Annotated in this window: 17 protein-coding genes and 2 pseudogenes; 3 read left to right on the top strand and 16 right to left on the bottom strand. The window is 72.2% G+C overall.

Annotated features, from left to right (window positions below):
• Positions 1-139 precede the first annotated feature (139 nt).
• Positions 140-1,519: pseudogene (locus M1O15_RS16145) on the bottom strand (carboxylesterase/lipase family protein); the annotation flags it as partial.
• A gap of 64 nt (positions 1,520-1,583) precedes the next feature.
• Between M1O15_RS16145 and M1O15_RS16140 the strand changes: the two are divergent.
• Positions 1,584-2,075 carry a PadR family transcriptional regulator gene (locus tag M1O15_RS16140; RefSeq protein WP_248634541.1) on the top strand — a complete coding sequence of 164 codons (492 nt, stop codon included), beginning with the start codon at positions 1,584-1,586 and terminating at the stop codon, positions 2,073-2,075.
• Between the two features lie 29 nt (positions 2,076-2,104).
• On the opposite strand, the gene M1O15_RS16135 is transcribed toward M1O15_RS16140, so the two are convergent.
• Both M1O15_RS16135 and M1O15_RS16130 read right to left on the bottom strand, forming a co-directional pair.
• A complete protein-coding gene (locus M1O15_RS16135; RefSeq protein ID WP_248634540.1) occupies positions 2,105-2,782 on the bottom strand; it encodes a response regulator transcription factor in 678 nt (225 codons plus the stop codon).
• Positions 2,783-2,847: 65 nt separating this feature from the next.
• Complete coding sequence (locus tag M1O15_RS16130) at positions 2,848-4,623, bottom strand: ATP-binding protein (RefSeq protein ID WP_308282352.1); 1,776 nt, start codon at positions 4,621-4,623, stop codon at positions 2,848-2,850.
• Positions 4,624-5,006: 383 nt separating this feature from the next.
• Here M1O15_RS16130 and M1O15_RS16125 point away from each other — a divergent pair, with 383 nt between their 5' ends.
• Entirely contained in the window at positions 5,007-6,302 is a 1,296-nt protein-coding gene (locus M1O15_RS16125; RefSeq protein WP_248634539.1) for an alpha/beta hydrolase, read from the top strand.
• Positions 6,303-6,362: 60 nt separating this feature from the next.
• Here M1O15_RS16125 and M1O15_RS16120 read toward each other — a convergent pair whose 3' ends face one another.
• Positions 6,363-7,883 carry a monooxygenase gene (locus M1O15_RS16120; protein ID WP_248634538.1) on the bottom strand — a complete coding sequence of 507 codons (1,521 nt, stop codon included), beginning with the start codon at positions 7,881-7,883 and terminating at the stop codon, positions 6,363-6,365.
• A 128-nt stretch (positions 7,884-8,011) separates the two neighbouring features.
• Positions 8,012-9,415 (bottom strand): MFS transporter, encoded by a 1,404-nt coding sequence (locus M1O15_RS16115; protein ID WP_248634537.1) that lies wholly within the window; start codon positions 9,413-9,415, stop codon positions 8,012-8,014.
• Between the two features lie 102 nt (positions 9,416-9,517).
• Between M1O15_RS16115 and M1O15_RS16110 the strand changes: the two genes are divergently transcribed.
• Positions 9,518-10,048 carry a winged helix-turn-helix transcriptional regulator gene (locus M1O15_RS16110; RefSeq protein WP_248634536.1) on the top strand — a complete coding sequence of 177 codons (531 nt, stop codon included), beginning with the start codon at positions 9,518-9,520 and terminating at the stop codon, positions 10,046-10,048.
• A gap of 77 nt (positions 10,049-10,125) precedes the next feature.
• Here M1O15_RS16110 and M1O15_RS16105 read toward each other — a convergent pair.
• The 11 genes and pseudogenes from M1O15_RS16105 to M1O15_RS16055 form a co-directional block, all read right to left on the bottom strand.
• Positions 10,126-10,350, bottom strand: a pseudogene (locus tag M1O15_RS16105) (methyltransferase); the annotation flags it as partial.
• An 86-nt stretch (positions 10,351-10,436) separates the two neighbouring features.
• A complete protein-coding gene (locus M1O15_RS16100; protein WP_248634535.1) occupies positions 10,437-10,979 on the bottom strand; it encodes a hypothetical protein in 543 nt (180 codons plus the stop codon).
• A gap of 148 nt (positions 10,980-11,127) precedes the next feature.
• Positions 11,128-12,354 (bottom strand): GDSL-type esterase/lipase family protein, encoded by a 1,227-nt coding sequence (locus M1O15_RS16095; protein ID WP_248634534.1) that lies wholly within the window; start codon positions 12,352-12,354, stop codon positions 11,128-11,130.
• Between the two features lie 79 nt (positions 12,355-12,433).
• Positions 12,434-13,135: a YczE/YyaS/YitT family protein gene (locus M1O15_RS16090; protein WP_248634533.1), complete on the bottom strand. Its 702-nt coding sequence runs from the start codon at positions 13,133-13,135 to the stop codon at positions 12,434-12,436.
• 48 nt (positions 13,136-13,183) lie between these two features.
• Complete coding sequence (locus M1O15_RS16085) at positions 13,184-13,882, bottom strand: hypothetical protein (RefSeq protein ID WP_248634532.1); 699 nt, start codon at positions 13,880-13,882, stop codon at positions 13,184-13,186.
• 106 nt (positions 13,883-13,988) lie between these two features.
• Entirely contained in the window at positions 13,989-14,615 is a 627-nt protein-coding gene (locus tag M1O15_RS16080; RefSeq protein WP_248634531.1) for a LysE family transporter, read from the bottom strand.
• A 176-nt stretch (positions 14,616-14,791) separates the two neighbouring features.
• Positions 14,792-16,090 (bottom strand): coproporphyrinogen-III oxidase family protein, encoded by a 1,299-nt coding sequence (locus tag M1O15_RS16075; protein ID WP_248634530.1) that lies wholly within the window; start codon positions 16,088-16,090, stop codon positions 14,792-14,794.
• 33 nt (positions 16,091-16,123) lie between these two features.
• Positions 16,124-17,629 (bottom strand): radical SAM/SPASM domain-containing protein, encoded by a 1,506-nt coding sequence (locus M1O15_RS16070; RefSeq protein WP_248634529.1) that lies wholly within the window; start codon positions 17,627-17,629, stop codon positions 16,124-16,126.
• Positions 17,630-17,665: 36 nt separating this feature from the next.
• Positions 17,666-19,102: an AmmeMemoRadiSam system radical SAM enzyme gene (gene amrS / locus M1O15_RS16065; RefSeq protein WP_248634528.1), complete on the bottom strand. Its 1,437-nt coding sequence runs from the start codon at positions 19,100-19,102 to the stop codon at positions 17,666-17,668.
• 57 nt (positions 19,103-19,159) lie between these two features.
• Positions 19,160-19,495, bottom strand: a complete 336-nt coding sequence (gene fdxA / locus M1O15_RS16060) for a ferredoxin (protein ID WP_248634527.1) — start codon at positions 19,493-19,495, stop codon at positions 19,160-19,162.
• A gap of 460 nt (positions 19,496-19,955) precedes the next feature.
• Complete coding sequence (locus tag M1O15_RS16055; protein WP_248634526.1) at positions 19,956-20,996, bottom strand: AraC family transcriptional regulator; 1,041 nt, start codon at positions 20,994-20,996, stop codon at positions 19,956-19,958.
• Positions 20,997-21,064 lie beyond the last annotated feature (68 nt).

Here is a 21,064-nt window from a genome sequence, read left to right as displayed (position 1 = left end):
CGGGGGCGGGCCGTGATGGCCCGCCCCCGGTTCCGTACGTCCGGCGTCCGGACGTCACGCACCGTTCCACAGGTCGCAGCGGTGCTCGGCGGCCAGTCGGTCCGGTGGCGCGGTCCCCGCCGGCGGCGGCGGTGCGCAGCCGCAGCACCTGGCCCGGGCGGGACGTCTGCTCGGGCCTCGCCGTGCCGTCGGCGGAGCGCGGCGCGAGCCCGTGCACGAACGAGCCCCAGTAGGCGGTCATCCGGTCGGCCAGCGCCCGCTGCCCCCGGGTGAGGCGGGCCGCCTGCCCGTACGGCTCGAACAGGTAGTTCAGCTCGGCGGCATGGGTGGCGCCGAAGTCGAAGTCCGCGCCCTGTGGAAGGGAGGCGAACAGCGGCGAGGCGCGGTCGGCGAACTCGTACGCGTAGGTCCTGCCGCGCCGCGCCGGCAGCCGGTCCATCGACAGCGCCGGGCAGGCGAACAGCTGGTCGCCGAAGGCGGCGGCGTAGGCGTAGGCGGGCCGCTCGTACGCGCCCAGCGGGTAGCGGGCCGGCGCACGGGCGCCCTGCCGCTCACCGAAGGCGTCGGCGAGCGCCGCGGGGTATCCGGCGGCGGTGAGCGGCGTGCCCCAGCGGTCGAAGGTGTTGTACGCGAAGACCAGGCCCTCGTGGCTGTTGGCGCCGTTCATCACCGGCACCCGGGCGGCGCGGCCCGAGGCGAAGGCGGCCGCGGGCTGGAGCGGCAGCTCGGGACCGCCGACGGTGTAGCCCCAGGAGCGGCGCGTGCGGCCCTGGGCGTCCAGCACCTCCTTGGCGCTCTTGGCGCGCAGGCAGGCGAGGGCGGTGGCGGGCTCGGTGCAGCCGAGCCCGGCGGCGAAGGCGAGCGACTCGGTGACAGCCTGCCGCCGCGGGGTGACGGCGCACTGGCCGAACGCACCGCTCTGGATGATGGCGGCCCGGTAGAGCCCATGGCTCTTCGGCGAGGCGAGCTGGGTGCAGACCGCCGCCCCGCCCGCGGACTCGCCCGCGACGGTCACCCGGTCCCGGTCGCCGCCGAAGGCGCCGATGTTGGCCCGGACCCAGCGCAGTGCCTGCTGCTGGTCGAGCAGGGCGAAGTTGCCGGTGGTACCGGGCAGGGTGAGGAACCCGAGCGCGCCGAGCCGGTAGTTCACGGTCACCACGACGGTGCCGGTGCGGCGGGCGAACGCGTCGGGCACGATGTCACGGGCCGTGCCCCCGATGTTGGCGCCGCCGTGGATCCACACCATCACCGGGCGTCTCGCCTGGCCGGACCGGCCCGGCGGTGTGTAGACGTTGACGTCGAGACAGTCCTCGGTGGTGTTCTGCTTCTCGTAGCCGGGTGCCCAGTAGGTGTTCTGGGCGCAGCGGGCGCCGTAGCGGGTGGCGTCCCGGACCCCGCTCCAGTCCCGCGCCGGTGACCGCGCCGCGCACCCAGCCGTCGGCGGTGCGCACCAGCGGACCGGGACGGTCGCCGCCGTGCGCTTCGGCGGCGGTGGTTCCGGCTGTGGAAGCGCGAGCATAGGTGCTGAATGTCATAGGTGACTAGTGCCCTATCGGCATCCGGACTGGTGGGAGACGAGAAGAGTGAAGTTCGAGCACGTCCTGCTCGGGTTCGTGGCGATGCGGCCCTGCACCGGTTACGACCTCAAGCGATGGCTCGGCAGCGAGCTGGGGCGGATGACCGGGCTGCCCGGGCAGCAGAGCCAGATCTACCGCACCCTCTCGCGGATGGCGGCGGACGGCTGGGTGGCCTACCGGGTGGAGCGGACCGCGGGGCGGCCGGACGCCAAGGTGTACCAGGCGACGGAGGAGGGCGAACGCGTCCTGCGCGCCCGCCTGGCCGAGCCGTACGAACCCCCGGTGGAACTGGCAGCTCGCCGGGAGCAGTTGCAGCGATTCCGCGCGCGCGACCGGAGGGACGAGCCCTGGCTTCCGACGGTGGACCCCCCGAGGATGGCGGTGATCCTGGACCATGTGCACCACGGCAGGGAGCGGGCCCTCCTCGCCCACGTGGGCTGGCTGGAGCACATCCTGACCGACCTCGGCCGCGCGGCCCCCGCGGACGAGGCGCAGTAGTCCCATCCGCCCCGGGCCGGCGGCCGGCCTCAGGGTCCTGGGCGGTCGGGGGTGTCGCTCCGCAGGCCGGCGTCCCGGGCCAGCAGCGCGGCCTGCACGCGGTTCTCGCAGTCCAGCTTGGCCAGGATGCGGCTGACGTAGGACTTGATCGTGCCCTCGCTCATATGGATCCGGCGGCCGACGTCCGCGTTGGACAGCCCCTCCCCGAGCAGGGCGAGCACCTCCCGCTCGCGGTCGCTCAGCCGCCCGAGCAGGCCGCGGGCCCGTTCGGCGCGGCGCGCGGTGTCGCCGGAGGCCAGCAGGTCCACGACCTGGCGGGTGGTGGCGGGGGAGAGGTACGCCTCGCCGGCCGCCGCGGCCCGCACGGCGCTAATCAGCTCCGGCGGCGCGGAGTCCTTCAGCAGGAAGCCCGCGCCGCCCTCGGTCAGTGCGCGCAGCACGTTCCGCTGCTCCCCGAACGTCGTCAGGATCAGCACCCGCACCTCGGGCGCGGTGCGGCGCAGCTCGGCCAGCGCCGTCAGACCGTCCATGACCGGCATCTGGATGTCCAGCAGGGCGACGTCCACCCGCAGCTCGCGGGCCAGGTCCACCGCCTCGCGGCCGTCGGCCGCCTCCGCGACGACATCGATCTCGTCGCAGGAGGAGAGGATCATCCGGATACCGGCCCGGATGAGCGGCTCGTCGTCGGTGACGAGGACCCTGATCACGACTCTCCCCGCTTGGTTCGGTACGGAACCCGCCCCCGATCTGGCGGGCGGGCTTCCGGAAGCACTCACAGTTTAGCTTCGAAGGCCTTCTTCTCGACCAGCCGGCCGTCCTTGAAGCAGAACCGGAAGACCGGGGACTTGCTCCAGCTGCTCGCCTCCTCCGTCGAGTTCAGGCTCAGGCACGTCGCCCCGGCCGGCTGGGGAGGCGCCCCCTCGTCCAGGCCGACGGTCAGGAACGACTTCCCGTCCGGCAGCTTCCCGCGCACCTCGTCCTCGGGCTCGCCTACCCGCACCGAGTCGTACTTCTTCTTGTCGATCATGGCCTTGCCGGCCTCGCCGCTGAAGTAGACGTATCCCACGACCGCGGCGAACCCCACCAGCAGCGCGGCCAGTACGGCCACACCGCAGCCTATGGCCACGCCACTCCTACGACTGCTCCTGCGCATCACCCGGGTCACTTCCTTCGACATCTGGTCCCAGTCGCTGACCGCCCCAGCCTCGCCGGGCGGGGCCGTCCGGGGCTGCTCGCGAAGGTCGTCCGCCGCGTGGACGAAAGTCGTGGCCGCGGTCTCCGCCGGATCGGTGGAGCCGTGCTCCACAGCCGGGGCGTAGGGCAGGACGCCCGCCACCCGGAAGCCGCCCTCCGCGGTGGGCTCGGCACGCACCATGCCGCCGGCGAGCCGGGTCCGCTCCGCCAGCCCGGTCAGCCCCCGCCCGCCGCTCACCGCCCAGCCGACTCCGCCGGGGCCCGCCGTCCGCGGCGCGGGACCGTTGACGACCGCCACCACCAGCGCGTCCGGTTCATGGCGCAGCTCCACGGTGATCGGGGCGCCGGGAGCGTGCTTGTGGGCGTTGGTCAGCCCTTCCTGGACCACGCGGTACGCCGCGTGGCCGGCGGCCGGGGGAAGCGGACGCGGACCGCCGTACCGGCGCAGCACCACCGTGGCACCGGCGTCCCGGGACGCCGCCACCAGCCCCTCGATGCCCGCCACCCCGGGCGGCGCGGACGCACCGGGCCCCGGCTGACCGGCGGCCTCCGGTGCGGCGGACGGCTCCGGGGGGTCGTGGTCCCCGGCCGCTCCGGCGTCCTCCCGCAGCAGCCCCACCACCTCCCGCAGTTCGCGCATGGCGGCCACCGAGGCCTCCCGCAGCACCCCCGCCGCCCCGCGCTGGCGCTCGGTCGCCTCGCGATCCACCTCCAGCGCTCCGGCCTGCACCGAGATCAGCACCAGCTGGTGGCCCAGGCTGTCGTGCATGTCCCGCGCGATGCGCTGCCGCTCCCGCAGCCGGGCCTGGTCGGCCAGCATCCTGCTCTCCCGCAGCAGCTGGTCGTGGTACTCCCGGAGGGTGCCGGTCAGCGTACGGCGCTGCGACCAGTGGCGTCCGGCCAGACCGGGGACCACGACCACCGCCAGGGTGACGAGGAGGGTGAACACGGCGTACGAGACGGAAGGGCGCGGGAACTGCTCCAGCAGACCGTCGGCGACGCTGACCGCGCAGGCCGCGGCGAAGACGCCCAGGGCCCGCCCCGCCCGGTCGACGCGCCGCCCGGCCGACCAGGCCACGACGGGGAGCAGTACGGCGAGCCCGTCCAGGAACAGGCTTCCGGTGACGACCGCGAGCAGCACCGTCGCGGGCAGGAAGCGGCGCAGCACCGACAGCGTCCCCGCCGCCAGCCCCACGGCGACGGCCCGGGCGGTGCCGCCGTCGGCCCAGAGGTCCAGCCCGGCCGCCGGCAGCCCCGACCCCGCGGCCAGCAGCGCTTCTCCCACCATCCGCCGCACGGACCACATCCCGGGGCGGGCGAGGCCCCGGACCGAGGCGGTCAGCCACCGGTACACGGAAGACGTCCGCGGGACCGGGGGCCGGCCCGTCGGTGGTACGGGGTGTGCGGGGCGCGTACGAGTCACACCGCCACGCTAGAGGTCCGGTGCCGCCCGCCGCATCGGCCGTCCGTCGCGACCGGCGACGACGAAAGTCACCCCGGGGAGGGGGGAGGGGCCGAACAAGCGCCAGGGCGCCCGGCTCGTTGTGACCCATGTCACCGGGCGGCGGGGCGAGAGGAGCGGCTGGACCCGCAACCCCGGCCCCGTCCGCACGTCTGTCGCTGTGACAGCGCCCCCCGGGGCCCGCGGCTCACCGGCCAGGTGAGGGGACGCCATGTCCCCGCACCCGTGGCGGCCCCCGGCCACGCTCCCGTACTCCCTCACGACAGGTCCACTCCATGAAGATCACCGCCCGGTTGACCGTCCTCGCCTGCGCCCTCGGGCTCTCCGTCCCCGCCGTCCCGGCGTACGCCGTCCCCATCGCCCCGCCCGAGCCGCGGCCCGCCGCACCGACCGCCGCCGACACCGTCCGGACGGCTCGCTACGACCTCGGCGACCAGGCGTTCCAGCCCCCGGCCTCGCTCGGCTACGTGGGCCGCGCCGAACTGGCGGCGGACGTGTACTACCCCGCCCGTCTGGGTACCGGCCGTCACCCGCTGGTCGTCATGCAGCACGGCCACTGGGACACCTGTGCCGACGCCGCGGCCGCGGCCGAGAACGCCGCCGCGCTCAAGGCCCGCGACCGCGCCCTGGAGCAGGGCGACGAGGCCGAGGCCGCCCGCCAGCAGGCGATCATCGAGCGGACGTCGGCACGGTTGTGGGCCTGGCCCTGCGCGCACGGCACCGCCCCGATCCCCAGCAGCGCCGGATACGACTATCTGGCGCGCGAACTGGCCCGCCGGGGGTTCGTGGTCGTCTCGGTGGGGACCAACGGCATCAACGCCACCGACTCCGGACAGGCCGACACCGTCTACCAGGCGCGTGCCGCCCTGCTCGACCGGCACCTGCGGATGTGGCAGACCCTCGCCCGCTCGGGCACCGGCCCGCTGCGCGGCGCCCTCACCGACACACGCACCGGAGCCCCGGTCGCGGCCGGCTTCCGCGGCACGGTGGACATGGGCCAGGTCGGCCTCCTCGGCCACTCCATGGGAGGCGGCGGCGTCATGCAGGAGGTCGCCGACTCCTCGCGCGCCACGTGGCCGGCCGGGGTCCGCATCAAGGCCGCCTTCGCCCTCGCCCCCACCGGCACCTGGGACGAGCAACCGGTCACCCGGACACCGTTCGCCGTGATGTGGGGCACCTGCGACCAGGTCAACAGCGGTCTGTACTTCGAGCACAACCGCGCCGCCAACCGGGCACCCATCTTCGACTACACGCTCACCGGCGGCAATCACAACTTCTACAACCGCCAGTGGTCCCCCAGCGGCGGTCAGGTCGCCTCCCGCGACGACGCCCTGCCGGGAACCGCGCCCGGCACCTGCCAGTCCCAGTACGCGGGCACCGACCACCCCCAGCAGGACCAGCCGCGGCTGGCCGAACGCGCACAGCGGCAGATCACCGTCAACCGGGTGACCGCCTTCTTCGAGCGCTTCCTCCAGGACCGCACCGACCGCCACCCCCTGCTCACCGGCGAGCGCCCCTTCCCGGGGGAACCGGCCTCCACCGTCACCACCGAGTACGACGCGGGCCGGTAGCGGTCATCCCGGGTCGCCGCCCCACCGCCGAGGGCGGGCGGGGCGGCGACCGCGGAGGACTCAGCTCCCCGTGCCGGGGGCGCCCGCCCACGCGGTCAGGGCCCGGGTGCGCTCGGCCCGCCGCACGGCCGTGTCACCGGTCCGGCTCGCCCAGGCGACATGGCCGTCGGGGCGCACCAGCACCTCGGCCGCGCCCGCCAGTTCGCGATGGGGGTCCCACTCGGTCACCGCCACGGCCTCGACGCGTCCGCTCCACCCGGCCGCGACGGCGGGCGGAAGCGCCTCGTCCCCGGCGAAGTCCAGCAGCAGGAAACGGCCGCGGCCGGCCAGTTCGTAGACCCGGCCGGCGGACGACCCCGCGGCGGTGAGGCCGACGTCCGGCATCCGCCGCCCCTCCAGCGGATCGGCGTCCGGGTGGCGGGCGGGGTAGGCGGTGCCGAGGGCGGACACCTGGGCGGCCAGGTTCCGGTTGACCTCGGAGACGTTCAGGAACTCGTCGAGCATGCGGCGCAGCGCGGCGCCGGGCCCCGCGTACCGCGGTACGAGGAGCAGTTCCGCCAGCAGGGTCTGGACCTCGGTGTTCTCCACGACCGCCGCACCCACCGGCCGGCGCTCGGCGTCATAGCCGTCGAGCAGCCCGGGCGGCGCCCAGCCGTTGACCTCGGCCGCCAGCCGCCAGCCCAGGTTGGCGGCGTCCTGCAACCCGGTGTTGAGGCCCTGCCCGCCCGCGGGGAAGTGGATATGGGCGGCGTCGCCCGCCAGCAGGATCCGGCCCGCGCGGTACCGTTCGGCGACGCGGCTGGCGTTGCCGAAGCGGGAGAGCCATCGCGGTCGGCCGATCCCGCAGTCGGAGCCGCAGATGTCCGTCAGCGAGGTCCGGAACTCCTCCAGCGTCACCGGCTCCCGGGAGGAGACCCGCATCCGCGCGGGGTCGAGGTAGACGAGCCGGGTGGCCCCGTCCTCCAGCGGCGCGACCAGCACCCCGCGGGCCTGCGCGCGCTGGAGCCCGGGGTTGGCCCGGTCCAGGGTCTCGAAGTCGCCGAGGACCCCGGTCAGCGTCTCGTCCGTCCCCGGGAAGCCGATCCCCGCGGCCGTGCGCACCAGGCTGCGCCCGCCGTCGCACCCCACCGCGTACGCCGCCCGGAGGGTCCGCCGTCCGCCGGGGCCGCGTATCTCCACCTCCACCCCGGCGGCGTCCTGGCGCACGTCGACGGTCTCGTGCCCCCGCAGGATCTCGACACCCAGCTCCCCGGCCCGCTCCGCCAGCAGGGCCTCGGTACGGGCCTGGGCGATGAACAGGGTGTAGGCGTGCCGGCTGTCGAGGGCGGTGAAGTCCAGCCGGGTCCTCAGGCCCGCGAAGTGCCAGCCCGGCATGGTGGTGCCGGCCGCGAGGAAGCGGGGGGCCAGCCCCCGCAGGTCCATCAGCTCGACGCTGCGCGGATGCAGCGTCAGGGCCCGGGAGTCGCGCTGCGGTTCCGGGCGGCGCTCGACGATCAGCGGCCGGACGCCTGCCAGCGCCAGCTCGCAGGCGAGCATCAGCCCGGTCGGCCCCGCTCCGACGACGATCACATCCGTGGTCACATCTTCCTCCACCTTAGTGAACAGCGTTCACGTGAACGCTGTTCACTATAACGGCCGCCAGGAGTGGCCCGTCAACTCCCGCCCGGCCCGCGGGAGCCCTGTCCGGCCGGGGCGGACAGGGCTCGTGCTCAGGCGGCGCCGGCCTTGGCGGCGCCGGTGTCGTCGGCCGCCGAGTCGGTGGCGGTGGCCGGTCGCGGTGTGCGGAGGAGCGGGACCGTCGCGCACGCGGCGAGCAGGGACGCCGCGGCGACCGCGTACCAGCCGTGCCGGAAGGCGGTGACCACCTCTCCGGGGGCCGGGGTGCCGAGGATGCCGACCAGGATCGCGACCCCGAGGACCGCGCCGATCTGGCGGCCCATCGAGGTGATGGCCGACCCGGTGGCGAAGTGGGCCGGCGGCAGGGCGGCCGCCGACGCGCCGGTCAGCACCGGGAGCGTCAGGCCGACGCCGAGGCCGGTCAGCACCATGCCGGGCAGGAGCGAGGCCGCGTACGACGGGTCGGTGTCCAGCGCCGCGGCCCACCACAGGATGCCGCCCGCGAACAGGACGTTTCCCGCCAGCGCGACGCGGCCCGCACCGTATCGGGCGACGACGGGCCCGATCAGCAACGCGACCGCCGGCACCAGCAGGGGGCCGGGCGCGATGGCGAGACCGGTGCGCAGAGCCGAGTAGCCCCACACGCCCTGGCACCACAGCACCGCGCCGAGCAGCATGCCGGCGAACGCGACGGTGAACAGCGTCAGGGCGGTCGCGGCGGAGGCGAACGCGGGGACGCGCAGCAGGGGCAGCTCCACGATCGGTACGGGATGGCGGACCGAGCGCAGCACGAACCAGGCGCCGAGCAGCACCGCGGCGGCCAGGGCGCCGAGGGTGCGGGCGCTGGTCCAGCCCCAGTCGGGGGCCTTCACCAGGCCGAGCGCCAGCGTGGCGATCGACCCGGTGAGGAGGACGGCACCGAACAGGTCGGGCAGCGGGGCCTTCCGCGCCCCGGCGCGTCCGGGCGACGGCAGCGCCCTGAGGCCGAGCGCGAACGCCGCGATCCCCACCGGCACATTGACCAGGAACACCCAGCGCCAACCGACCTCGACCAGCAACCCGCCGGCCACCGGCCCGAGTCCGGCGGCGATCCCGCCGATGGACGCCCAGGCCCGCACCGCTCCGGCGCGTCTCTCCGGTGCCGTCGTGGCGAGCAGCAGCGCGAGCGAGGTCGGCATCACCAGCGCCGCGCCGATGGCCTGCGCGAGCCGCGCCGCGACCAGCGTCCCGACGTTCGGCGCGAGCGCGCAGCCGACCGAGGCGAGGGTGAACACCGCCAGTCCGGCCAGGAAGACCGGCTTGTGGCCGGAGCGGTCGGCGACGCGCCCGGCGACCACGAGGAGCGCCGCGAAGACGATCGCGTAGCCGTTGAGGACCCAGGAGAGGGAGCCGAGGTCGCTGCCGCCGAACGAGTCGCCGACCTCCGGGAGGGCCACATTGACGATGAAGAGGTCGAGGTTGGCCATGAAGACCGAGGCCGCGATCGTCGCGAACACGGCGCGGGAAGCCCTTGGTGAGTTTGAAAGTCCAACTGTCATGGGGCGGACAGTAGGGCATGTAGGTTTGAAAACACAACGCACTCGGGAGAGGATGGGGATGTGACCACCTCGAACGTGAAGCAGGGCGGGCACGCGGTCCCGCACCCCCATGTGCCCGGCCGGCCGTGCTCCGCGGCCGCCGCGCTGCAACTCGTCGGCGAGCGCTGGGCCCTGCTGGCGATCCGCGAGATCTTCTACGGCAACCGGCGCTTCGGCCGGATCGTCCGCAACACCGGCGCGCCCCGCGACCGCCTCGCCGCCAGACTGCGCGCGATGGAGGAGGCCGGCCTGGTCGAGCGCCGCGCCTACAGCGAGCGCCCCCCGCGCTTCGAGTACCACCTCACCGAAGCCGGCCGCGATCTCGCGCCGGTGATGCGCGCGCTGCTGACCTGGGGCGACCGCTGGGCGGTGGACACCCCGCCGGTCGCCGTCCGGCACCGCGGCGGGCCCGGCTCCGCGCACGAAGCCGAGCACGACCTCGATCCGGTGTCGACCTGCCGGACCTGCGGTGAGGAGATCGGGTCGAGGAGCCTCACCATCGACGTACGGGCACCCGGCTGGGACCAGGCCGGGCCCACCGAGGGCTCCTGAACGCGGCAGCGATCAGGGGGAGTGAAGGGGGCGGGGGGACTGCGGGGCGGAACGCTGTGTCGTGCTCCCGGTGCCGGTCATACCGTCAGGCGCCAGAGGGACGTGGGTTTGACGCTCCGCGCGGGGTGGAGGGGGTCGGTGGGGTCTTGGGCGCGTGCGTGCCGGGGCCTGGTGCCGATCTTGTCCACCACGCTGAGGTGCGCGGTCCGGATGGCGTCGAGCAGGTGCCGACGGGTCCGTAGACCGAGGTGTTCTGCCAGGTCGGACAGGATGAGCCAGCCTTCACCGCCCGGTCGGAGGTGGGCTGTGCCCGCTCCATGGGGGCCGTTCGGACCCGTCGGACCGTGGCGGCCTGGGCCGGCAAGCTCCTTCACCGAGGCCGAGGCGGTCAGTCCTCGTCCTCGTCCGCGCTGGTCAGGGCGTCGCTGATCAGGCGGGTGGCGAAGGCCTTGTCGTCGGTGAGGCGGTTGATGTGCTCCGCCAGCAGGAAGACGGTGACCTCCAGGGGCGTCATCTCCGCCTCGGTCCAGTAGCCGTACTGCTTGCGCCAGAGATTGGGGCTCAGCCCGGTGCCCGCGGCGATGAGCAGACCGGCCATGGTGGGGATGGTCTCGGGCTTGACGCTCATGGGCATCATCCGCATCGTGGCCACCAGGTTGGGCACCACACAGGCGATGACATCCTCGTCATGGTCCTCATAGGCCATCCGCAGCCACTTCATGTACATGAAGATGAGGGTGCAGGCGCCGTCCAGGACGGCATCGGCCCCCTTGGAGTCGAGGGACTCGGTGAGTTGCTCGATCAGCGCTTCCTGTTCGGCGCTGGTCTCGGTCTTGCCGTCGTAGATGGCCGTGAGCCGGGAATCGATCATCATGAGGGCTGCCCCCACATCGCCGACGGGGGCGTGCGCGGGATCACAGGGCGACGACACAGGGCTCCTCCTTCTCCGACCGCGGCGAGTGACGCGGCGTGTCCGTACAGTAGACCGCCGACCCGCCGGCGGTCCGGCGAAGTCGGCTACTGACGGCTACCGGGTGGTGGCTGTTCGAATGTGGCGGCGCGTCGGCGGACGCGGCCGGTCAACTCCTCCGGAAAGAGGGGGAGATCCGGGGTGAGGGGGAGAAGGGGGCGCCTTCGGCGAAGGCCAGCCGCGCGAAGTTCTCGCCGATGCGGCGGTGGGCCGCGGGGTCGGGGTGGAGCTCGTCGGGCAGCGGCAGTTCGGCGTAGTCCTGCTCGCCGTACAGCTCACGGCCGTCGAGGTAGTGCAGACAGGGGTCTTCGGCCGCCCGCTGTGCGACGATCCGGGCCAGTTCCGCGCGGATGACCTGGAGCGTCAGACGGCCGGCGGCGCGTTCGGCCGGGTCGCCGGTGGCCGTGAACCGCAGGGTGCCGGTGGAGAAGTCGGGCGCGAGCGGGCCGGGGGTGTCCTCGTGCACCGGGCACAGGATCGGGGACACGACCAGGAGCGGCGCCGTCGGGTGCCCCTCGCGGATGGTGTCCAGGAAGCCGTGCACCGCGGGGGCGAAGGCGCGCAGGCGCATCACATCGGCGTTGACGATATTGATGCCGATCTTGACGCTGATCAGGTCCGCGGGGGTGTCCCGCATCGCCCGCGCGGTGAACGGGTCGAGCAGCGCGCCGCCGCCGAACCCCAGGTTGACCAGATCCACTTGGCCCCGGGCGGCGGCCAGCGCCGGCCAGATGGCGCTCGGATGGGCGGCGTTGGAGCCGTGGCTGATGGAACTGCCGTGGTGCAGCCACACCCTGCGCCCGCCGTCCGGGGCCATCTCGACCGGGGCGTCGGTGCGCAGGGCGATCAACTCGGTGGTCTCCGTGTGCGGCAGCCAGATCTCGACGTCCTTGTCGTGGGGCGGGAGGCCGGTGAACCGGGCGGTGCCGGGCGGGCCTTCGCTCAGTTCGGCGGCCTGGGTGGTCAGGTCGGTGACCGTACGGAGGTTGCCGCCGGCCACGGTGGCCTGGGCGGTGAGGCGGCCGTCGACCAGCAGGTCGTACACACCGTCGGGCGGGGGCGGGAAGCCCTGATAGGCCCGCTTGGTGGGCAGGGTGTCCAGCTCGACGGTGGTCGCCCGGGTGCGGAAGGCCAGCCGTACGCCGGAGGGCTGGGCCTCGGCCATGGCCAGTTGCCCGTCCGGGATCTGCCGGCGGGCCCATTCGGGCAGCCGGTGCGGCAGCAGGCCGTGCGGGGTCGTCTCCAGGTCGAGGAAGCCGCGCAGGAGATCGGCGGTGATGGGTGTGGTGAGGGGGGTGGTGATCCGGTGGTGCTGGTGTTCCTGCTCGGTGCTCATGGGTTCCGCCTGTTGCCATGGGTGGGGGCTTTTCTGTTACGGCGGAAGCCTACAGTGTAAGCGGCTTTACCTAAAGGCTTTAGGGAGTGGATGTGGCCGGGGCCACCGCGGCCGGTACGGCGAAGCCGCGGTCGGGGATGGCCAGATAGCGCCGGTTGAAGCGGACGCACGGCTCGATGAGCAGGTCCACGAAGACCAGGAAGACCACCGTGCCGATGCCGACCGGGCCGCCCAGCAGCCATCCGGAGACCAGGAGCGCACCCTCGATCAGGCCCTTTCCGCACCAGAAGGGCCACTTCCAGCGCTGCCGTACGGTGATGGCGACCAGGTCGATGGCACGGATGCCGAAGCCGCTCATGATGATCAGGGCCGAGGCGTACGCGCAGAGCAGCGCCCCGAGCAGCACCAGCGGGTAGCCGCCGAGGTCCAGGTGGCCCGCGAGTGCGGCCCACTGCTGGAGGTCGATCAGGGTGCCGCAGAGGAAGAAGGTCAGGAACGGCGAGAGCACCGGGCGCCGCCGGTTCCACGCGGCCCAGATGCCGATGCACACGACCGCCACGGCCGCCTGGCAGAGGCCGATCGTCAGCGGGAGGTGTTCGAGGACTCCCAGCGCGAACACATCCAGCGGGTCGGTCCCCAGATGGGACTGGATGAAGAAGTGGGCGCCCGTAGAGAACAGCAGGCAGCCGGAGAGGTAGACGAGTGCCGGGTGCCGGACTCTGCCGACGGGTGGTGCGCTGGGGTGCTGGTCGCCGGGTAGGGGGCCGTCCGTTCCGGTCATGTGGTCCTCCGGGTGGGGGAGAAGGGGAGAAGGGGGACGGGGGCGGTCTCAGTAGACGCTCAGCCAGCGGCCGGGGCGGGGTGCGTCGGCCGGAGGGACAAGGGCGGGGCGGAAGTGGAGCCCGTAGACGAAGCCCGTCGTCTCGGAGGTGACGGTGAGGGAGAGCGGGTCGGCGCGCTCGACGCGGGTGTGCGCGCCGAACGCCATGGCGAAGAGCCGGGACAGCCCGCACTGCCAGGAGCGGACCGCGGCCAGGTGCTCGTCCGAGCCGGGGCCGAAGCACTGGGCCAGCCGCTCGCAGTGGCGGCTCGCGGCGGTGATGGTGTCGGTGGCCTCCCGGGTCACCGACAGCTCGTGCGCGGGAGGCCGGTGGTCCCTGGGGAGGCGGGCCGGCGTCGTGATGCCGGGATCGGCGTAGCGGGCGGGCATCACCCGGCGCAGTTCCAGGGCGGCGTGCACCCCGGCGCCGAACGCCTCGGCGCGGGCGATGCAGCGCTCCGCGATCGCCAGCCACTGGGCCTCGGGGATGGCGAACCGGGCGTGGGCCGGGAGGGGAGCGGGGGCGGTGCCCACGTGGTCGGCCAGGGCCGGCCGGAGGTGCTCGCCGAGGGCGGTGTAGAGGGCGTACGCGGTGGCCGGGACCAGCCCGCCGGCGGTGCCCACCGCCTCGATGGCGGCGGCGATGGCGGCCATCTCGTCAGCCGTCAGGGCCCGGTGGACGCGGCCGGCCGGCTCGGTGTCGGTCATGTGCGACGGCCTCCCTGGTGAGAGTGGTGGAGCGTCGGGCACACAGGGCGCGGCCCGGCTCCACGCGGGTGGAGCCGGGCCGTCGCGGCCGTCGCGGGCGGTGGTGTCAGCCGACGGCCTGGTAGGCGAGGACGCCGCCGAAGAAGATGACGCCCACGCCGGCGAGCAGGTCGACCCCTTGCAGCATCCGGGAGGTGAACCAGCGCCGGAACAGCATCACGGAGACGCTCAGGGTGGTGAACCACAGCAGGGTGCCGCAGCCGACCCCGATGAGCATGCCCACAGAAGCGGAGAGCGTCCCGGTGAGGTTGGCCGCGGTGGCCGCGGCGAAGGCCGCGGCCCAGTAGCCGATCGTCGCCGGGTTGGCCGCCGTCGCGGTGAGCGCGGTACGGAAGGCCGCCCACGGCAGCACCGTCTCGCCCTCGGTGTCGATGGCCCCCCTGGCCTTGAAGGCGGACCGCAGGGAGCGGACGCCCAGGTAGACCATGACCACGGCTCCGGCGAGCCCCAGGGCCGTCCGCAGCACCTGGACGTCCAGCAGCCTGCCGACGCCCGCCAGACCCAGCCCCGCGTACAGCATGTCGATCGCGGTCGCGCCGAGCCCGATGGCGAATCCGCACAGGAAGCCGTTGCGCAGCACACTGCGCACGCACAGCAGTCCGATCGGACCGAGGGGGAGGGCCACCAGGAATCCGAGGCCCAGGCCGGCGCTCCAGGCCGGAAGCACGCTCACCGCGGACCCTCCGCCCATGCGGCGGTCCACCCGCATTCCGGTACCCACCCGCATTCCGGCACCGGTCCGCATTCCGGCACCCGTACGGATTGCGGTACCGGCCCGCGTTCCGGTAAGAGCAACCGCACCCGTTCCCCCGTCCCTCACGGCATATCCCGTCGGTCAGCCCATGCGGCTCATTCGACGAGTTCGGATATGCCGAAGCGTACCTCATCGGCTTCCGCCGGACTGAGGTCCTCGGGGGCGTAGAACATCTCGTAGACGTTGGTGGAGAGCAGCTGTCCGGCCCGGGTCAGGGAATAGACGTCGTCCCCCCGCTTTTCCAGCCACCCCTTGTCGAGAAGCTGTTCGAGCTCGTCGCCGAATACGTCCTCCATGGTGACGCCGAAGCGGTCCGTGAAGTCCTGGCGGTAGATCTCGCACATCTTCAGACCGCGGATCATCACCCGCCGCATCTCCTGGTCCTTGGTGAGATACGTGGCGAAATCCAGGGGGATTTTCCCCTCATTCACCATCTCGTAGTACTGCCGGAGCGGTTTGACGTTCACAAAGAGCCGGTCGTGGATGACGCTCTTCGAGGACACGCCGAACCCGATCATCGGCCAGGTGCGCCAGTAGTACTCCAGGAACCGCGAGTAGTCCTGGCAGCGGTCGGGGTGGTAGTACCCGGTCGAGCTGCGCCGTTCGAAGCCGGCCGCCTCCAGTGCGTCGATGGCGTACTCGTACATCCGCGCCTCGTCCTCGGGCGTCGGGAGCGCCATCTTCCCGGAGGTGATCAGCGAGTGGAAGGCCGTCTTCGGCCAGATCTCCAGGCCGTACGCGGTGATGCAGGCGGGCTCCAGCTCGATCGCCCGGTCCACGCTGTGCTTCCAGTCGTCCAGCGACTGGTCCGGCAGCGGGAAGATCAGGTCGATGTTGGTGTGGGTGAAGCCGCCGTCCACGATGGTCCGGTACGCGCGCTCCGCGGTGGCCAGGTCGTGCGAGCGGTTGCAGATCCGCAGCAGCCGGTCGTCGAAGGCCTGGATACCGAGGTTGAGCCGGGTGAAGCCGGCCTCCCGCATCCGGGCGATCTTGGGCGCGTCCACCGTCGACGGGTCGAACTCCAGGGCGATCTCCACGCCCTCGTTGAACTCGAAGGACTCACGGCACACGTCGAGCAGCCGGGCCGTCTGGTCGCCGGTCAGGATTCCCGGTGTACCGCCGCCGAAATAGACGGCGTCCACCCGGAACCCCGGGAAGGTGCGATTGGCGGCGAACGCCCGGATCTCCTTCTCCAGGGCGTCGACGTACTGGGCGAAGTGCTGCTCGTTCTTGTTGATGTAGACCGTGTAGTCGCAGAACCCGCACTTGGTGATGCAGAACGGCACATGCAGGTACAGCACCGCGTTCTCGGCGCGGAAGTAGTCGTCGTAGTCGTGCTTGCGGTACTTGAAGGGGTACGTGTGGATGTTGCGGCGGACGATCTTGTCGGCCATCTGGCTACTGCTCCTTGTCGAGGGCGGAAGCGGTCAGCAGAGCACCTGGAAGGCCCCGAAGTCGGTGGAGGCATCGAGCGCGGGCCGGCCGTTGGGGACGACCGGGCGGCCGCAGGAGACGAACAGGTCGTCGTACCGGTCGCGGGACTGGCCGCGATAGCCGGCCTGGGACCTGGCCAGCATCTTGAGGACCTCCTCGGCCAGCATCAACTGGTACTGGCACGACTCGTCGTTGAGCTCGTTCACGTCCCCCGTGGCCACATGGTTCTCCTGGCGGCAGCCCCCGCCGCACAGATAGCGGGCCCAGCAGGCGCCGCACACCGGGTGCTCGTCCACGGTCCGCCGCCACTCGGGATGCTCCCGGGTGACGCCCTCGGCGCCGGTGCCCACGTCGAAGCTCTCGTCGCCGACCAGGCGGTGGCAGGGGCTGATGCTGCCGTCGGGGGAGTGCGTGTAGTACGTCCGGCCGCCGGAGCAGAAGGCGAGGGCGGTCGCCCCCTCGGTGACCATCTGCACCGTGCGCTCGTACTCCAGCACCCCCTTGAAGCGGTTGCCGGGGTCGAACAGCCTCGGGTAGTGGACCAGGAAGTCCTTGAACTGCTCCACGATGCCCGGCTGGAGGAAGTGGTTGATGTACTGGATGCCCTGCGGCTCGGACAGCTTGCGGTCCCCGAGGGTGAGCGCGATGGGGACCTTGGTGCCCGTCTCCACCGGATAGACGCCCGGGTAGATCTGGAAGTAGTCGAACAGGTCCAGCTCCCACAGGTCGAGCACGCTGTCCTTGAGGCAGGGCTCGGCCGTGGCGATGGTCATCCGGGCGACCAGGGTGATGCCGTCGCCGCAGGCCTCCCGCAGCCGCCGCAGGTTGCGGATGATCCGGTCGTAGGACCCCTTGCCGTTCTTCGACGGCCGGTTGGCGTCCTGCACCTCCCGTCCGCCGTCGATCGAGACCGACACGATGAAGCGGTAGGCGCGGAACAGCTCCTCGATCCCCTGCGGCATGAGGGTGAGGTTGGTCGAGATCCGGTGCACGAACTCCGTGCCGTCCCGCTCGCGGATCCCCCGCGCCCGCTCGCAGATCTTCTCGATGACGGCGAAGTTCGCCAGCGGCTCACCACCGAAGAACTCGAAGCGGACCCGCTGGCCGGGGGCCGCGTTCTTCTCGATGAAGTCGAAGATCCAGGCGATGGAGTGCTCGCCCATCGCCTCGGTGATCCGGCCGTAGTCCCCGCCCTCGGCGAAGCAGTACGTGCAGGCGAGGTTGCAGACGTTGGTGAGGTTGACGTTGACCGCGAAGTCCGACCCGTCGGACAGCGCGCTCCCGGCCAGCCGGGAGCGGTTGGCCTCGTCCGCGAAGCCGGCGGTGGCGCGCAGCCGCTCCCAGGCCTGCCGCTCCTCCGGCAGCAGCTGGTCCACCCCTGACTCCAGCCGCCGGGCGGTGCCGGCCGGGGCCAGCAGCAGCCGGTGGTTGCCGGTGATGAGCACGGCCGCGGTGTCCTCGCTGAACGGCAGCACCCGGTAGTCGGTTCCGTGTTTCATGGCAGCTCTCCCTTGGGTCGGGCGACGCCGGCTCGTTCAGCGCCGGGTGCCGGGCTGGAAGAGGGGCAGCGGGGAGATGTCCTCGTTGAGGGTGCCGGCGGTCGCCTCGACGGTGGGGAAGTGGGCGCGGTCGAAGACCTGGTGGAGGCTGGAGGCGCACTGCCGGGGGATGGCCACCTGTACGCCGACCTCGTCGGGTGTGCTCTTGGCCGCGATGTAGCGGAAGCTCTCCCGCGGGGCGAGGTCGATGACCTCCCAGCCCTGGTCCGCGGCGGGGTCGCCATGGCGGCGGGAGTACGCGCGGGCCGGCGCGTCGGAGGTGTTGCGCATCTGCACATGGAGCGCCCGCACATCGCCGTGCCAGTCGAAGCCGGCGACATCGAGGTCCTCGCCGGGCGGAAGGCCCTCGACCCGGTCCCGGCGCCGCGCGTCCGGCAGCAGCCTGATGCCGGCGTGGCGGCCGCAGGTGGCGCAGTCGCCCCGCTCGTCCACGCCGACCAGGTCGGCGTTGAGGCCGTAGCGGGTGACCTGGAGCTGCCCGCACTGGCCGCACCAGGTGTTGGTCGACTCGGTGTCGTACACGTTCCCGAGGTAGACGTGGTTCAGCCCCATGCCCAGGGCCGTCTTCCGCGCCTTCTCCAGCCGGTCGACCGGGGTGCGGATGGTGTTCGTCATCTTGTAGTCGGGGTGGAAGCGCACGAAGTGCGTCGGCACGGAGGGGTCCAGCCGCTCACCGACGAAGGTGGCCATCTCGCGGGCCGTCTTCTCGTCGTCGCTGAGGTCGGTGACCATCAGGGTGGAGACCTCGACGTGCTTTCCTGCCCGGTAGACCTGTTCCGTTCCCTCCAGGACGGGCTCCAGCCAGCCCTTGGTGATCTTTCGGTAGTATTTCGGGTCGAGGGATTTGATCGACACCGAGAAGATGTCGATGACCGGGATCAGTTCCTCGATCGCCTCACCGCTGATGAAGAACGCGGACTTGTAGAGGTTGACGATCCCCGCCGCCTTGGCGAGAGCGGCGGTCTCCACGACGAACTCGTGCCAGACCACCGGGTCGTTGTAGGTCCAGGAAATCACCTTGATGCCGTGCCGGACGGCGATGTCGACGACTTCCTCGGGCGTGTAGTGGTAGACGTCCTTGTCCTCCACATAACGCGCCTGCGACGTCTTCCAGTTGTGGCAGTAGTCGCAGTTGAGCATGCAGCCCACATTGCCCATGGAAAGGATCCGGGCGCCGGGCGCGTAGTGGAACACCGCCTCGGTCTCGATGGTCTCCTCGGTGGCGTGCACCGACCGCCCGTAGTTCAGGGTGACCAGGCGGCCGTCACGGTTGGCGCGCACCATGCAGAACCCGTGCTGACCGGGCCGTATACGGCAGTTCCTCGGGCTGAGATGACATCGGACGACATCGTCGTCCAGTCGCTCCTCCAACCGGGCGGGGCGGGCCTCGCTGTTCCAGTCGGTCTTCGTCACGTGCGGTCCTTCCGGCGAAGGTGGTGGACGGACGGGGCAGGGCGTGGGTCGGATCCCTCAGCCGGCGGAGGCCGGCCGGGGCAGGGCGGCGACATACGCGTGGTCGGTCGCGGTGGGGCCCACCGCGGAGGCTCCGTGCGGAGTGCCGAGGCCGGTGGTGGCGGTGAAGAACTCGGCGTTGACGCGCTCGTACTCCTGCCATTCGACCGGCAGTTCGGTGTCCCGGTGAATCGCCTCGACCGGGCAGACCGGTTCGCAGGCCGTGCAGTCGATGCATTCGTCGGGCTGGATGTAGAGGGTGCGATCACCCTCGTAGATGCAGTCCACCGGACAGACGTCCAGACAGGCCTTGTCCTTGATATCCACGCATGGTTCAGCGATCACGAAGGTCATGGATTCCTCCATGGCGGTCCGTCCATGGCGGTCATCGGCCTGCTCGGGTGCTCACGGGAACACCGCGCGAAAAGGTGCGGTGAAATGATCCCACCCCGTTCGGCAGGGGGTGGTGATCCATCCGGCCGATGGCTAGGCAAAGATTAGGTGGGTGCCCGAGTCGGCGTCCAGAGGTCGCCCGTGCCGGTAATCGGCCAATCCAGGGAAAGTAAGGGCGGCCTTACTTTCCCTGTTCATCGGGGTGACCGGCGGCTCTCGATGGCGGGGCGATCACCTGGGGCCGAAACAATCTCCGCCGGATGTCTGAAAGAGAACCCTGTGAGGGGAAAGGGATCTTCCCTCGGGCGGAAAGGGATCTCCCTCCAGGCGGAAATAGATCTTCCCCTCGCGTGGAAAGGGATCTTCCCGCTCGGAGGGAAAGGGATCTCTCCCCTCGCGGGGAAAGGGATCTCTCCGGGATTCACCTCTCCCGCGCCGCCCTGCGGTAGGCGCCCGGGGTCGCGCCCTCCCAGCGGCTGAACGCCCGCACCAGCACCGCCGCCCCGCTCAGTCCCGTCAGCTGCGCCACCCGGTCCAGGGTGAGATCGGTACGGACCAGCAGCTGGCGGGCGCGCTCATGGCGGGCCGCGTTCAGCAGGGCCCGCCAGGACGTCCCCTCCTCGTGCAGCAACCGACGTAGCGAACGCTCGCTCAGATGCAGTGCGTCGCACAGGTCCCTGGGTCCGGTGCGCTCCAGGTCCGCGTCCGCGAGCCAGCGCCGCACCCGTTCGGGCAGGTCCGAGGGCGGCGTCAGATCCCGCAGCAGCCGCTCGGCGTGCGTCCGGTGCAGGGCCGCCAGCTCCGGGTCGGGCAGCGCGCGCTCCAGGTCCAGGTCCGCGTTGTCCACGATGAGCGCGTTCTCGGCGGCACCGAAGACGACCGGCGCGCCCACCACGTCGGTGAAGAGGGCGCCGTCCCCGCGCCCCGGATGGCGGAACGACACCGACTCCGGCGTCCAGGACGGGCCCGCCAGCCAACGGGCGGAGGTCACCATGCCGATCACGATCGCCTCGATCTGCTGCGGCAGGGTGGTGTGCGCCGGCACCAGCGGGCGGTACGCGATCCGGGTCGCCCGCCGGCCCCGGTGCGAGACGATCACACCCGCCTGGCTGACCAGCGGATGGAAGCGCTCGACCAGGGCCACCATCTCCACCAGGCTGGCGCAGCCCACCACCAGATGGCCCAGCACATGCAGCGTCCCCGGGCCCATGCGGGCGCCCAGCGCCAGACCGACATGCGGATCGCCGTAGCCGTCGCCGGTTCCGTCGTTGCCGACGGCCTGATCCCAGAGGGCACGCACCTCCGCGAACGGCAGCCGCTGCGCCGAGGGCCACCGAGTCGGCGCCCCGGGACCGCCCGTACGGGCCTCCGGCCCGCCTCCCTGCCCGCCCGCGCCGGACCCGGCGTCCACCACCGCTCTGGCGTAACTGGCCACCACGGTGGGCGACGGCGACTCGTGCATGGCGGACATTGAAAGTGGCGGCCGCCGGGGTGTCAACGCGGAGGTACGGGGCCTGCTGGGCGTACGGC

This window comes from Streptomyces lichenis (assembly GCF_023218175.1).
Classification (GTDB): Bacteria; Actinomycetota; Actinomycetes; order Streptomycetales; family Streptomycetaceae; genus Streptomyces; species Streptomyces lichenis.
Note: the sequence above shows the minus strand (reverse complement) of the source record. Positions and strands in the feature narration are given on the sequence as shown.

Excerpts from the sequence above, each read along its gene's own strand:
- M1O15_RS16125 (WP_248634539.1), top strand. The coding sequence starts at position 5,007 with ATGAAGATCACCGCCCGGTTGACCGTCCTCGCCTGCGCCCTCGGGCTC.
- M1O15_RS16095 (WP_248634534.1), bottom strand. The coding sequence starts at position 12,354 with ATGAGCACCGAGCAGGAACACCAGCACCACCGGATCACCACCCCCCTC.
- M1O15_RS16090 (WP_248634533.1), bottom strand. The coding sequence starts at position 13,135 with ATGACCGGAACGGACGGCCCCCTACCCGGCGACCAGCACCCCAGCGCA.
- M1O15_RS16085 (WP_248634532.1), bottom strand. The coding sequence starts at position 13,882 with ATGACCGACACCGAGCCGGCCGGCCGCGTCCACCGGGCCCTGACGGCT.
- M1O15_RS16075 (WP_248634530.1), bottom strand. The coding sequence starts at position 16,090 with ATGGCCGACAAGATCGTCCGCCGCAACATCCACACGTACCCCTTCAAG.
- M1O15_RS16070 (WP_248634529.1), bottom strand. The coding sequence starts at position 17,629 with ATGAAACACGGAACCGACTACCGGGTGCTGCCGTTCAGCGAGGACACC.
- fdxA (WP_248634527.1), bottom strand. The coding sequence starts at position 19,495 with ATGACCTTCGTGATCGCTGAACCATGCGTGGATATCAAGGACAAGGCC.
- M1O15_RS16055 (WP_248634526.1), bottom strand. The coding sequence starts at position 20,996 with ATGCACGAGTCGCCGTCGCCCACCGTGGTGGCCAGTTACGCCAGAGCG.